The organism is Moritella sp. 5 (assembly GCF_018219455.1).
In the GTDB taxonomy this organism is placed as follows: Bacteria; Pseudomonadota; Gammaproteobacteria; order Enterobacterales; family Moritellaceae; genus Moritella.
In genome coordinates this window covers 312661-325956 of record NZ_CP056122.1, presented here as the reverse complement: position 1 = coordinate 325956, position 13296 = coordinate 312661, and the positions used below count along the sequence as shown (strand labels likewise).

At 40.5% G+C, this 13296-nt stretch carries 12 protein-coding genes; 5 read left to right on the top strand and 7 right to left on the bottom strand.

Annotated elements, in window-relative coordinates:
• Window positions 1–5 precede the first annotated feature (5 nt).
• Complete coding sequence (locus HWV01_RS01505; protein ID WP_211673763.1) at window positions 6–590, top strand: DUF1566 domain-containing protein; 585 nt, start codon at window positions 6–8, stop codon at window positions 588–590.
• A gap of 82 nt (window positions 591–672) precedes the next feature.
• On the opposite strand, the gene dapA is transcribed toward HWV01_RS01505, so the two are convergent.
• Complete coding sequence (gene dapA, locus HWV01_RS01500; RefSeq protein ID WP_211673762.1) at window positions 673–1590, bottom strand: 4-hydroxy-tetrahydrodipicolinate synthase; 918 nt, start codon at window positions 1588–1590, stop codon at window positions 673–675.
• A 396-nt stretch (window positions 1591–1986) separates the two neighbouring features.
• On the opposite strand from dapA, the gene rsmC reads away from it, so the two are divergent.
• Complete coding sequence (gene rsmC, locus HWV01_RS01495; RefSeq protein WP_211673761.1) at window positions 1987–3021, top strand: 16S rRNA (guanine(1207)-N(2))-methyltransferase RsmC; 1035 nt, start codon at window positions 1987–1989, stop codon at window positions 3019–3021.
• A gap of 175 nt (window positions 3022–3196) precedes the next feature.
• Here rsmC and HWV01_RS01490 read toward each other — a convergent pair whose 3' ends face one another.
• Window positions 3197–3916 (bottom strand): 1-acylglycerol-3-phosphate O-acyltransferase, encoded by a 720-nt coding sequence (locus HWV01_RS01490; RefSeq protein WP_211673760.1) that lies wholly within the window; start codon window positions 3914–3916, stop codon window positions 3197–3199.
• A 68-nt stretch (window positions 3917–3984) separates the two neighbouring features.
• On the bottom strand, window positions 3985–6240 hold the full coding sequence (gene parC / locus HWV01_RS01485) for a DNA topoisomerase IV subunit A (RefSeq protein WP_211673759.1): 2256 nt from the start codon (window positions 6238–6240) through the stop codon (window positions 3985–3987).
• Between the two features lie 249 nt (window positions 6241–6489).
• On the opposite strand from parC, the gene HWV01_RS01480 reads away from it, so the two are divergent.
• Complete coding sequence (locus HWV01_RS01480; RefSeq protein ID WP_211673758.1) at window positions 6490–7089, top strand: LysM-like peptidoglycan-binding domain-containing protein; 600 nt, start codon at window positions 6490–6492, stop codon at window positions 7087–7089.
• A 110-nt stretch (window positions 7090–7199) separates the two neighbouring features.
• Here the strand turns inward: HWV01_RS01480 and ftsX are convergent, their stop codons facing one another.
• The 3 genes from ftsX to ftsY all read right to left on the bottom strand — a co-directional run bounded on the left by ftsX (window position 7200) and on the right by ftsY (window position 10431).
• On the bottom strand, window positions 7200–8159 hold the full coding sequence (ftsX, locus tag HWV01_RS01475) for a permease-like cell division protein FtsX (protein ID WP_211673757.1): 960 nt from the start codon (window positions 8157–8159) through the stop codon (window positions 7200–7202).
• 1 nt (window position 8160) lies between these two features.
• Complete coding sequence (gene ftsE, locus HWV01_RS01470) at window positions 8161–8832, bottom strand: cell division ATP-binding protein FtsE (RefSeq protein WP_045112086.1); 672 nt, start codon at window positions 8830–8832, stop codon at window positions 8161–8163.
• A 138-nt stretch (window positions 8833–8970) separates the two neighbouring features.
• Window positions 8971–10431, bottom strand: a complete 1461-nt coding sequence (gene ftsY / locus HWV01_RS01465) for a signal recognition particle-docking protein FtsY (protein WP_211673756.1) — start codon at window positions 10429–10431, stop codon at window positions 8971–8973.
• 173 nt (window positions 10432–10604) lie between these two features.
• Between ftsY and rsmD the strand changes: the two genes are divergently transcribed.
• The gene (rsmD, locus tag HWV01_RS01460; RefSeq protein ID WP_211673755.1) at window positions 10605–11198 is read left to right on the top strand and encodes a 16S rRNA (guanine(966)-N(2))-methyltransferase RsmD; all 594 of its coding nucleotides are present in this window, start codon (window positions 10605–10607) and stop codon (window positions 11196–11198) included.
• A 38-nt stretch (window positions 11199–11236) separates the two neighbouring features.
• Here rsmD and HWV01_RS01455 read toward each other — a convergent pair whose 3' ends face one another.
• Window positions 11237–12151, bottom strand: coding sequence for a helix-turn-helix transcriptional regulator (locus tag HWV01_RS01455; RefSeq protein ID WP_211673754.1), 915 nt, complete (start codon window positions 12149–12151; stop codon window positions 11237–11239).
• Window positions 12152–12318: 167 nt separating this feature from the next.
• On the opposite strand from HWV01_RS01455, the gene HWV01_RS01450 reads away from it, so the two are divergent.
• Complete coding sequence (locus tag HWV01_RS01450) at window positions 12319–13227, top strand: DMT family transporter (protein ID WP_211673753.1); 909 nt, start codon at window positions 12319–12321, stop codon at window positions 13225–13227.
• Window positions 13228–13296: the final 69 nt, after the last annotated feature.

The window sequence follows — 13296 nt, the reverse complement described above, 5'->3', positions numbered from 1 at the left end:
CTATAATGAAAAAAATACCATTATTACTTATCTGTGCTGGATTATTTAGCGCTCATACATTGGCAAGTTCAGATCCCGCCAATATAAATTGCGATACAACACTACAGCAAGATTATACTCCAGCCGATTTTATTGATAATCGTAACGGCACCATTATTGATCTGCGCACTAGTCTGACATGGGCAAAGTGTAGCATAGGGCAAACTTACGATCTTACCTCAAATACGTGTTCAAATAGTGGGGCGATAAGTTACTCGACTTGGCAAGAAGCCTTACTTGCTGCTGGAGCTTATAGCGTTAATAATATTAACGATTGGCGATTACCAAATATTAAAGAACTAGGTTCACTTATCGATCGCAGTTGTGCTGCACCAGCAATTAACCTCACGTTATTTCCAAATACAATATCCAGTATTTATTACACAAGTACACCCTATAAAGGAGCCTCAGATAGTACACTCCCCTACTCGATTGCGCATCTAGTTTCACGTGTAATCGATTTTTCAAATGGTACTGAAGTACCTTTCTCACGGCATGATAGTTCGCTAACGACTTATGCGGTACGTGCAGTAAAAGGTGGTTATCGCTAATCGATAAATAAATCGGTTAAGATCAAAAACGGCGAGCTAAGCTCGCCGTTTTCATTTCATACTAGCAATGATGTCTGCAAGGTTAAATGAGCGCTAATTCAACCATGGCTGCACGAATTTCATCTTTAGTACCTTGGGTCAGTTCAATCACAGGTAAACGGCACTCAGGTTCACACAAGCCTAATAACGACACTGCATACTTGACACCTGCCGGGCTAGTTTCTTTAAACATTAAGTTATGTAGCGTAATCAAACGATCTTGCAGTTCTCTCGCTTCTACATATTTACCCGCAAACGTTAATTCCTGCACTTCTGCATACAGTTTTGGCGCCACATTAGCTGACACAGAAATTAAGCCATTACCACCAGACACATTATAAGCGACCGTTGTGCAATCATCTCCAGATAGGAAAGAGAAATCACCTTTAATTAATTGACGCTCTAACCAAGGACGCGACAGATCACCTGTTGCATCTTTAATACCGACAACATTTTCGAGCTCTGCCATACGCGCTAACGTTTCAGGTTGAATATCAACAATTACACGGCCTGGAATGTTATAAACAATGATAGGTAAGTCATTGTTATCGTTAATTGCTTTAAAATGTTGATATAAACCTTCCTGGCAAGGTCGGTTATAATAACCAGCAACATGTAACGTCGCGATAGCACCCGCCGCTTGTGCATGGTTAGAAAGTAAGATCGCATCAGTTGGGTTATTTGAACCTGCTCCAGCGATAACCGGTAAACGACCTGCAGCTTGGTTCACCACGATATCCAGGATCTGGCAATGCTCTTCTAATGACAGCGTTGGGCATTCACCCGTTGTGCCGACTGCAACAATACCATGCGTACCTTGCTCTACATGCCAGTCAACAAGGTTACGTAATGCTGGTTCATCAATTTCATTATTTTTAAACGGGGTAACCAAAGCAACAATTGAGCCTTTAAGTAATTCTTTCATTGCTGATTTATCGGTGACCGTTGAGTTAACACTCATAGAAGCTCCATTTCGGTTATAAAAAAACCTCGATTACATAAATTGCGGTCGAGGTTTCTACAGGGATTTATATGTTCTCGAATCACATGCTACGTGGGCTTTAATTTGCCTTGTTTATCTTGTTTTCGTTTTAAATTAAGCATGTGGCGTTCTCATTTTGATGAAAAAAACATTCAAATGTTTATTATTTATAGTTTAATAATTCTTCATTCACCGCAAAATGTCAAGCAGGATAATACATAAGGAAAATCAAACCTGACTAGCCTTCGAAGTAAAGCGATACCCAGCAACGTCTGGATACACCATCAGCAAACCGAAAGGAGAGGATATTGAAGTAGTTTGGGTATATACTCTCCGGCCAAATCTTCGACCAAATTAAGTAAAGAGTCCAGACCCATGATCAGCAATAGCTATACCCCAGCAAGTCAATTACTCGAGCGTAATACTGCACATTTTGAAGATAAAGACCTGTTGATTGCGGGTTACATCGAAGATACATACCCTGCTGAGTTAGCAAAAATAGCTAAAAAAGTAACGCTATTCAGCTACGATTACTCTGCTAAACTACATTATGATAATGTCAGCAATATTGATAATCATTGCTCTACAGAATATCAAGCAGTTAAAAAACACCAAGTCGCTTTGATTTATATGTCAAAATCAAAAGCAGAAGTAGAATACCTATTAGCCAACATTACAGAACATCTTGAAGATGACGCGATGATCTTCATGGTTGGTGAAAATAATGCAGGTATTCGCAGTGCCAATAAATTCTTTGCCCCGTATGGCGATATTTGTAATAAACTCGATGCAGCACGTCGTAGCTCACTGTTTGTAACTCAATTAAATAAACCTGTAGCTAAATTTGTGCAAGATGATTGGATCACGACATTCCCAATGACAGTGAAAGGGATCGAACTAACCGTATGTACATTACCGGGGGTATTTAGCCACGGTAAACTAGATACAGGCAGTAATATTCTACTTAATAACCTACATAAAAAACCATCAGGTCGTGTGCTTGATCTTGGTTGTGGTGCAGGTATTATCGGTAGTTATATCGCGAAACGTTTCCCTGAAAGCAAGGTTGAAATGACAGATGTTAGCGCGCTTGCTGTTAAATCAAGTCAATTAACATTAGCAGCAAATGAATTAGCGGGTAAAGCTTACCTTTCTGATGTGTATTCTGATATTAGTGGTAAGTTTGATTATATTATTTCTAACCCACCGTTCCATGCTGGTTTAAAAACACATTATGCAAGTACTGAAACATTCTTAAAAGAAGCGCATAATTACATTAATCCACGCGGTCATTTAGTCTTAGTTGCAAATAGCTTCCTTAAATACCCAGAAATCATCGAAACTGCTTTTGGGCATTGCTTACTACAAATAAAATCATCTAAGTTCGCTGTTTACTACGCTAATAAATAGTTATGCTAATAAATAAGTCCGCGAATAAATAGTTACGCTAATAACGCATTGCGTTAATAAATAGCATAAATAAAAACGCCCATCACAATTCAATTGTGATGGGCGTTTTACTATTAACAAAACGTTATTTATCTTAAATTCAGGTACAGCGCTTAAGCTAAACTTACCAATCTAATTAAGCGTCTCTTGCTTCTGCAGATAACTCGTCAATTCGTTTTTTCATAATCGCGTGTACGTCCGTTGATAATTTTCTTACCGAACGACGTTCTAATCCTACCGTTGGAATCGGTGCCATGATCTCAATAATCACTTCGCCATTATCCCAGCGGTTTAATTTTATTTTGTTATGCGTATTTGAGCAACACACTGGCACAATCGGTACTTCCGCTTGCATTGCAGTGTGGAATGCGCCGGTTTTAAACGGTAATAAACCTCGGCCACGGCTACGCGTACCTTCGGCAAACATCCAAATACTCAAGTGACCTTTACGAATACGATCCGCAACTTCAGAAATAGTACCGACCGCTTTACTTTTGTTATTACGGTCAATCAAAATATTACCCGATAACCAATATACAAAACCAAAAATAGGTACCCAAACTAAGCTTTTCTTCCCGACTGATACTGTCCCTGGTTGTACTGCAGCAGTCATGGTCATCAAATCAAAATTATTTTGATGATTACCAACAAATACATACGGTCCACCATCATTCAAATCCGCAGGTTTCCGCACAATTAGTTTAACGCCCATAAGTCGTGCCAAACGAGAGAAGTTTCGCGCCACACATGCCACGTGTTTTGGATTTCTAGGTTGTAAGCTAAAGCGCAATACGCTCATGATCAATAAATAGATCATAAATAGCATGACCAAGACTAAACGACTAATTAATAACATTTGTAACCCTCTTATAACATGGCACTGAGTATACCTAGCCGATACTCAGTGTACAAGCGTTAGCTGAATCATTCATCCACGGTTTCTAACGTATCAACACGCTGTAATCCGCGTGGCAACTTAAACCCACGACGTCCACGTTCACCTTTATAGTGTTCTAAATCAGCGGGTTTCAACGTTAATTTACGCTTACCAGCATAAAGCGTTACCGATTGCCCATCAGGAACTATCGTCAACATTTGTACAAATTCTTCACGACTTTTTACGCGTGCTGACGGAATATTCATTAACTTATTCCCTTTACCTTTCGATAATAACGGTAATGATGATAGAGGGAAAATCAGCATCCGCCCTTCGTTAGAGATAATTAAACAGTGATCAGTCGTTATATCTGTCACCGCTTGTGGTTCAATCACCAAACCGCCAACTGGCAAGGTTAATAATGCTTTACCGTTTTTATTACGACTAACCATGTCACTAAACTTACCAATGAAACCATAACCCGCATCAGAACTCAGTAAGAACTGTTGGTTATCTTCAGCCATGATAGCGTGGGTAAAGGTTTTCCCCGCTGCTAACGTAAAGCGGGTCGTTAATGGTTCTCCCTGACTACGCGCAGATGGTAATGTGTGCGCATCAAGTGCAAACGAACGACCACTTGAATCTATAAATACCGCAGGACAGTTACTGCGTCCTTCTGCGGCATCTTTATAACCGTCACTGGCTTTATAACTGAGTCCTTTAGCATCCACATCATGACCCTTGGCACAACGTGCCCAACCTTGTTGTGATAACACCACCGTCACGGCTTCATTTGGCATTAATTCTTTTTCGGTTAACGCTTTCGCTTCTTTACGCTCGATGATCGGTGAACGGCGCTCATCACCAAATTTCTCTGCATCTGCGATTAACTCTTTTTTCACTAATGTCGCTAAACGGCGATCTGAACTTAATAGTTGCTCAAGTTTATGGCGTTCGGTGTTTAATTCACCTTGCTCACCACGAATACGCATTTCTTCTAACTTGGCTAAGTGACGAAGTTTAAGTTCCAGTACCGCTTCAGCTTGTTTAACCGACAAATCAAAACGTGAAATTAATTCAGTTTTTGGATCATCATAATTACGAATAATTTCAATCACTTCATCAATATTTAAGAATGCAATTAATAAACCGTCGAGCATATGCAAACGTGCAAGTACTTTATCCAAACGGAATTGCAGACGACGACGTACCGTAGTACGACGGAACTCCAACCATTCTAATAATATTTTCTTTAAACCTTTAACTTGCGGTTTGTCATTCAAACCGATCATGTTCAAGTTAACACGGTAATTTTTTTCAAGATCAGTACTGGCAAATAGGTGCGCCATTAACTGCTCGATATCGATGCGGTTAGAACGTGGTATTATTACTAAGCGCGTTGGGTTTTCATGATCAGACTCATCACGTAAATCAGCCACCATCGGTAATTTCTTCGCCTGCATTTGTGCAGCAATTTGTTCTAAAATTTTACCACCAGACACTTGATGAGGCAGCGCGCTAATCACGATATCGCCACTTTCAATGCTGAATACCGCACGCATTTTAATACTACCCTTACCTGTTTCGTAGATTTTAGCGATATCTTTTTCTGGGGTGATAATTTCTGCTTCAGTCGGGTAATCGGGACCTTTCACATACGCCATCAATTCTGATAGCTCAGCTTTTGGCTTATCAATCAAATGCAGGCATGCATTCGTCACTTCACGCACGTTATGTGGTGGAATATCAGTTGCCATACCAACCGCAATACCGGTCACACCATTTAATAAGATATGTGGTAACCGTGCAGGTAATAACTGGGGCTCTTTCATAGTGCCATCAAAATTAGGTGACCAGTCAACGGTACCTAACCCGACTTCACCCAGTAATACTTCCGCAAACTTAGATAATTTAGCTTCGGTATAACGCATTGCCGCAAATGACTTTGGATCATCCGGTGCACCCCAGTTCCCCTGACCATCGACTAATGGATAACGATAAGAGAAAGGTTGCGCCATAAGTACCATAGCTTCATAACAAGCACTATCGCCATGCGGATGGTACTTACCGAGTACGTCACCAACAGTACGTGCTGATTTTTTATATTTAGCCCCTGCGTGTAAACCCAGTTCTGACATTGCGTAAGTGATACGACGTTGTACTGGCTTTAACCCGTCACCAATATGAGGCAAGGCACGATCCATAATCACATACATGGAATAATTCAAATATGCTTGCTCAGTAAATTCCCTTAGCGGTTGCTCTTCGACACCCTCTAAGCTCATATCAATAACGTCAGTCATCAAGATTCCTGTTATTTAAAATAAAGTAAAAATTTCACATTCAAAGGCGAAAACAACATATGCTATTTTTCAGCATTTATACTATGATAAAACGCGCAATAAAATTATCTTAGATAATAACAAAAAATTGTATTGTTTAGTGCCGTTATAGATAGTTATTTCAACTATAACGCGCCAATATTATTATTATCTAAAGTGACTTAATTAGCTCAAAATCCGATTAAAAACAAAAATGACAGGAAATTAATCATGGGGAGCAGTGCATTATATTCTCTTATCGAAAAAACTAAATTATTATTTCCATCATTGACAAAGCGCGTTAATGCGTTAAGTAGTACATATCAGACCCTGCCCAGTGTTCATCGAAAATTACTGCCCGTATTATCACTGGCAGTAATCGTGTTACTCATAATTCCAATATCAGATGACGCGACGAATAGTGAAGATACGAGCAACGAACGCAAGTCAATCGAACTGACGTTCACAACGACACAAAATGTAGCAAATAAAGCGGGCCTAGAACAGAGTCAAACCCGTAATACCCCGCCACCAGTACAAATTAAAGTGCTCGATCCTGAAAATATCGACGGAGAATGGCGCGCGCATGTCATTCGAAAAGGCGATTCTGTTTACCGGATTTTTCGTCAGTATGATATTCCCTCTGCTGTACTCCATGATTTAATCGCATTGCGCACACCCGCGCGATACATTACGCAAGTGAAACCTGGACAGATCATGTCATTTTATATCTCGGCGACAGGCAAGCTAATACAGCTTCGCATTAGTGATGTAGATAGTGAGCCGGTGCTATTTTCGTTACGTGAAGATGGCAGTTATATTTATCAGTAACATTCTATATAGATAATAAAAGAACAGGGTAACTCAAGCACACACTTGATTACGCCTGACTCTTTTACACTTTCCTCTTAGTCCTGTGGCACTCTGCGCTAAATTCAGTCTTAGCTCGGTTCAATTTTAGCAATATAATAATTAACAGAAATAGCAGCAGAGATAAGTCCCATACCAATAGCGGTCATAAACAACAGCATTATCTCGCTAAAAGCTAATCCTTCAATCGTAAATTCAGTGTTATATAACTGAGCAAGATTAAGGACTGTATCTTCCATCCAATACACCATAAATATAGTCACTAACCAAGCTAAAACCCCTCCGATAGCACCATACCAAAACCCGGTATATAAAAATGGCCGTTGCACAAATGCATTCGTGGCACCCACCAATTTTAAGACTTCAATTTCAGCTCGATTAGATAAGATGTTTAACCGTATAGTATTACCGATTATTAATAACACTGAACTTAATAATAGTACTGATACCACGAATACCGCATCACTGAAGATCGAGATAATACCTTCTAGGCGTGCCAACCACATAATATCCAACTTGCCTTGTTGAACTTCCGGTTCGCGCTCTAACTTCGCTAATAGCTCTTGGGCGGCAATTGAGGTGCGGTAATAAGGTTTAGGCGTCACCACTACCACTGCTGGTAACGGGTTATGATCTAACAGTGTCAATGCCGAAACTAATCCAGAAGAGCGCTTAAATTCTTCCATGCCTTGTTCTTTGGAAATGTACTCAAAAGTATCGACTTCTTTGTAAGTTTTTAATCGGTGCAATAAATTTTTATAACGCGATTCAGGTAGGTCTTTCTTCAAGAATAGATTAATATCAGTCGGGCTAGTCCAGCCTTCACTGACTGTTTGACTATTTTTTAATACGACATACAGGGTACTAGGCAAGGCTAAACTGACGCCAAGAACCAGCATAGTCATTAATGATGCAATAGGCGTACGCCATACGTCGGTCAAACTCGATATCGCTTGGTGGATATGCTGTTGACAACGAATTTGGATACGCTTAATAAATGATACATCAGGTCGATTGGGTTGCTTATTCATGTTAAATCCCTTGTAACTCGTCATTACACATCTCACCACGCCTAATACGTAAAGTGCGATAGCGCATTTTAGCAATCAAACCCAAATCATGAGTGGCAATCAATACCGAAGTACCAGTGCGATTGAACTCTTCAAACAGTTTGATAATTTCCATCGATAGTTGTGGATCCAAGTTACCAGTAGGTTCATCGGCCAACAACAATTTAGGACGAGAAATAATAGCACGGGCAATACCCACACGTTGTTGCTCACCACCAGAAAGCATGGGCGGGTAACACTTGGCTTTATTGTATAAACCCACTTTATCTAATGCCGCCAACACTCTGTTGTTAACTTGTTTGGCAGTATAACCTTTGATAATCAGAGGCAATGCAACATTGTCAAATACGGTTCGATCGACTAATAAGCGATGATCTTGAAAAATAATACCTATATCTCGACGTAAAAAGGGGATCTCAGATTTGCTAATTTTAGTGACATTACGACCATTTAAGGTGATCTCACCAGCGGTTGGTCGTTCTAACATGCTGATTAGTTTTAATAAGGTACTTTTACCGGCACCCGATGGGCCCGTTAAAAAAGCCATTTCACCTTTTTCAAGATGAAAATTTACCTTTTGTAGTGCACTAAGGCTGCCAGGATAAACTTTAGATACATTATCAAACCGAATCATGATGACCGTGTCCTTGGTATATTTGTATGAACATTAGAATAGTAAAACCAAATACTCATCGTATGATCGATGAGTATTTGGTCAATATATGATTAACAGCAGCAGTGATAGCAACGTGTTCTCGCTGTATTAACCTTATTATTTTTGTTCTTCAGTACTAAAGAGCGCATCAATAAACTCTTCAGAATTAAAGGTACGTAAATCATCAATACCTTCACCAATACCGATAAAGCGAATTGGGATCTGGAATTTATCTGCGACAGCAAAAATAACACCACCTTTCGCAGTTCCATCTAACTTAGTTAACGTAATGCCGGTAAGACCTACGGCTTCTTTAAATAGTTCCGCTTGGCTTAAGGCATTTTGACCGGTACCTGCATCAATCGTTAACATAATCTCGTGCGGCGCAGTCGCGTCGTGTTTTTTCATCACACGCACAACTTTCTTCAGCTCTTCCATTAGATGCGCTTTGTTTTGCAAACGACCCGCGGTATCTGCGATCAGAACATCTACGTCTTTTGCCGTTGCCGATTGCATCGCATCAAATAGTACCGAAGCACTATCTGCACCAGTATGTTGTGCAACCACAGGGATGCCGTTACGATCACCCCATACTTGTAATTGTTCAACCGCAGCAGCGCGGAATGTATCACCTGCAGCGAGCATCACAGATTTACCTTCGCCTTGGAATTTCTTCGCCATTTTACCGATAGTCGTGGTTTTACCCACACCATTCACACCGACCATTAAGATCACGTGTGGTTTGTTGTTACTATCTATTTCTAACGGCTGCTCAACTTTATGCAACATCTCCGCCATATCTTTTTTCAAGATATCGTACAGGGCTTCTGCATTTTTTAATTCTTTACGCGAGGCTTGCTGCGTTAAGTTATCAATAATGCGAGTTGTTGTCGCGACACCAAGATCGGCAATTAATAGCTGCTCTTCAAGTTCTTCAAATAACTCATCATCGATATGCTTACCGCGAAAGAAGTTTTTAAAACCACTACCGATATTACCCTTGGTACGTGATAAGCCACGTTTTAAGCGGGTAAAGAATTTATCCTTTGGTTCTTCATCAATCACATCATCTGCGCGATCATCAATAACAGCGGGAACTTCAGCTACAGGCGTATTTTCAGTGTCGACAACAGGAGTTGTCTCGGTAGACGTTGCCGTTGTTTGAACCTCATCTGTAATCTCAATAGACGCTGACGTAGCGACAATGTCTGTTACTTGTTCGTCTATCGTTTGTTGCGGTTTCGCCTCGGCTTGTTCAGTGTCCTGTTTTAATTGTTTCTTTTTGCCAAACTGGTACCACTTTGGAGCGTCAACATCCACACTGTCAGTCTCTGCCGTTTCAGCGCTAGGCGCGTCAATAACACATTCTTCAGCGTTATCAATAGTCGCAGTTTCTACCACCTCAACGTCTGTTTCAGTTATCTCAGTATTGTTAACTTGAGCGCTGTCAGTTTGAATACTGTCAATTACGTTATCCTGTTGAATATCGTCATTATTTACTAACACTTCATTTTCATGTGTGTCTTCTGCTTCTTTTTTACCGAAGCCAAACCAATTTTTCATGCCTTTCTTTGCCATTTTCGGAAAACCTTACTTTCAGCAGCATTGACCTGCTACAATGACTCAATATCGATATAATTAAACTTCACCTACAAGTGACAGTGTGATCCGGTATCATCCCGAGCACTGAAACTTGCATTTCTAAGTTGCTTGAGTATATTACCATTATTCTGTCCAGACAAAGAATTACTATGGCAAAATCTAACAGCAAACAACAAAATCAACGTCCTTCTGGACAAATTCGGATCATCAGTGGCCAATGGCGCGGTCGAAAACTCCCCGTTAAAGATGTTATTGGTCTAAGGCCCACCACAGACCGGGTGAAAGAAACCGTGTTTAACTGGTTATCACCTTATGTCCGTGACAGCCATTGCTTGGATCTTTTTGCTGGAAGTGGTGGATTAATATTTGAAGCTTTATCCCGCTATGCTGACACGGGTCTACTGTTCGAAAAGGACGCTAACGCGGCGGCACAACTACAACAAAACATTAATTTGTTAAAAGCAGAGAATGCCCAGTTAGTACGTGGTGATACGCTGCAGTTATTAACCAAGGTACCAGCACAGCGCTACGACCTAGTGTTTATTGACCCGCCTTTTCGTCAGGCTTTGTTGGAAGAGTGTTGCGCCAAGCTGGAAGAAAACAATTGGTTAAGTGCCAATGCAGTGATTTATATCGAGCGCGAAAAAGAACTTAACCAAGTTAAATTACCAGCGAATTGGACGATCTTAAAAGAAAAACAAGCGGGACAAGTTTGTTTTGAATTATATCAGCGTCAACAATAACTTAATAATACAGCGACTAAAGTACAAGCTAAAATCCATTAATTCGTACTTAACTGGCGGTATTGGCGAGGTGAAATACCCACCAGCTTTTTAAAGTAACGCCCCATGTGGCTTTGGTTCGCAAAGCCACATTGCAATGCAATATCAACCATACTCCCTCGCCCCTTAGTAACAGATAACTTCACCTGCTCAATTCGAACAGCTAACAAATATGCTTGTGGTGTTTGTGCCATGCTTTGTTTAAACATCCGGCAAAAATGATATTCACTTAATTGAGCTAACTCCGCCAGTTCAGCAAGGTAAACCTGACGGTAAAAATTCGCCTGCATATAATCACATACCAACGCCGTGACTTTGGGTGATAGCCCGCCTTTCACCGGTACAGTAAGTTTGGTGATGCCCATATTTTTCAACATCGACACTAAAATAGTGTTTGTCACTTGTTCCATAGCGAGATGATCATCGCCACTGCGCCAATCACTCGTCGCCATACAATGACGAAACAAAGCTTCGGTTGCCGCATCATTGGCAAAGGTTAATTCTGGTAGTTGTAACATACGCGGATCAATATCAAACACTTTCAAGGCTAATTGCTTAAGATAATCATCACTGAAATATAGGTGCATGAATTGCTGCGTTTGTCCCAATTGCCAATGGCTTTCAGAATCTTTCGGCATTAAACAAAATTTACCAGGCGCACCAAACCCCGAGTCAACATCAGTACGGTGGGTTTCATAGCCACCAGACATGTATAAACTCAAAGTGTGCTGCTTATCATTCACATAATATAAGCGGTCATGTTCATTTTGATAATGCGCCCACGACAGTGCATCCGTTAATGACGTTTGTCGTAAACAGATCTTACTGGGCGATTGTTCAAAGCTAGTTGCACTGCCCTCAAGTTGAGGTAAGGCAATATCCAGCGGGTCCATTACAGGCTTTATTAAAGGCATAACAAAATACTACCATTAATGTCAGATTGCTCAACTGATACCGTGATCATGCTAATAATTAAACCGCAATATTGTGTTAGTTTTACCGACATCGTGATATTTCCAACATCAAAATACTTTAATAATGCAGACTAATTAATTGTGGGCATAATAAAGAAGGAGCCGCTATGTCAGCACTACTCTATGTTTCGATGATATTTATTTGGGGGTTTTCGTGGATATCAATCAAGTGGCAACACGGTGATGTACCAATGGAAGTCTCAATCTTTTACCGCTTTGCAATTGCGGCAGCGGTCATGTTTGTTGTCGGTAAACTTTGGGGTAAACTACAACCCGTAAAACGCAAAGACCATGCTTTTTTGGCATTCCAAGGCGTGTGTTTATTCTGTTGTAATTTCCTCGCCTTTTACAGTGCGACTTTGTATATCCCCAGTGGCTTAGTGGCGGTATTTATGGCAAGCGCGCCAGTATTCAATGCCTTTCACAGTAAGCTGTTTTACAAAACCCAAACCAACGCTAATTTCTGGTTAGGTGCCACACTTGGGCTTGTTGGTATTAGCTTGTTGTTTGCAGGTGATTTACTGCAGACAGATTGGTCACAAGATACGTTGTACGGTCTATTATTTGCCCTACTTGGCACTTGGTGTTTCTCGATTGGCAATATGCTGAGTATACGTAATACCAAGAATAATGTGCAACCATTCACCGCCACCAGCTATGCCATGGTTTATGGCTGCTTTGCCTTATTATTGATTATTTTAGTCCGTGGAATCTCGTTTGAATTTACGATCTCGACGCAATATATCGGCAGCTTATTATATCTCGCCATTCCGGCATCGGTACTTGGTTTTACTTTTTACCTTATCTTAGTCGATCGTTTAGGTGCCAGTAACGCCGCGTATATTTTAGTTATCACTCCGGTTGTAGCCTTAAGTGTTTCCGCGGTATTTGAAGATTATCATTGGACGCTGTATTCAACGCTGGGACTGGTATTTGTGATATTAGGCAATGTATTAACCCAACGTAAAAAACCGTTGTTAGTGCGTACTAAAGTTCAATCATTACAGCCGTATTAATCATTACAGGTAGGTGTATTAATAATACGTTATAAAAATGCCCGTATCGTTAATTAACGATACGGGCAT

Coding starts and splice junctions, on each gene's coding strand:
- HWV01_RS01505 (WP_211673763.1), top strand. CDS start 6: ATGAAAAAAATACCATTATTACTTATCTGTGCTGGATTATTTAGCGCT.
- dapA (WP_211673762.1), bottom strand. CDS start 1,590: ATGAGTGTTAACTCAACGGTCACCGATAAATCAGCAATGAAAGAATTA.
- rsmC (WP_211673761.1), top strand. CDS start 1,987: ATGATCAGCAATAGCTATACCCCAGCAAGTCAATTACTCGAGCGTAAT.
- HWV01_RS01490 (WP_211673760.1), bottom strand. CDS start 3,916: ATGTTATTAATTAGTCGTTTAGTCTTGGTCATGCTATTTATGATCTAT.
- parC (WP_211673759.1), bottom strand. CDS start 6,240: ATGACTGACGTTATTGATATGAGCTTAGAGGGTGTCGAAGAGCAACCG.
- HWV01_RS01480 (WP_211673758.1), top strand. CDS start 6,490: ATGGGGAGCAGTGCATTATATTCTCTTATCGAAAAAACTAAATTATTA.
- ftsX (WP_211673757.1), bottom strand. CDS start 8,159: ATGAATAAGCAACCCAATCGACCTGATGTATCATTTATTAAGCGTATC.
- ftsE (WP_045112086.1), bottom strand. CDS start 8,832: ATGATTCGGTTTGATAATGTATCTAAAGTTTATCCTGGCAGCCTTAGT.
- ftsY (WP_211673756.1), bottom strand. CDS start 10,431: ATGGCAAAGAAAGGCATGAAAAATTGGTTTGGCTTCGGTAAAAAAGAA.
- rsmD (WP_211673755.1), top strand. CDS start 10,605: ATGGCAAAATCTAACAGCAAACAACAAAATCAACGTCCTTCTGGACAA.
- HWV01_RS01455 (WP_211673754.1), bottom strand. CDS start 12,151: ATGCCTTTAATAAAGCCTGTAATGGACCCGCTGGATATTGCCTTACCT.
- HWV01_RS01450 (WP_211673753.1), top strand. CDS start 12,319: ATGTCAGCACTACTCTATGTTTCGATGATATTTATTTGGGGGTTTTCG.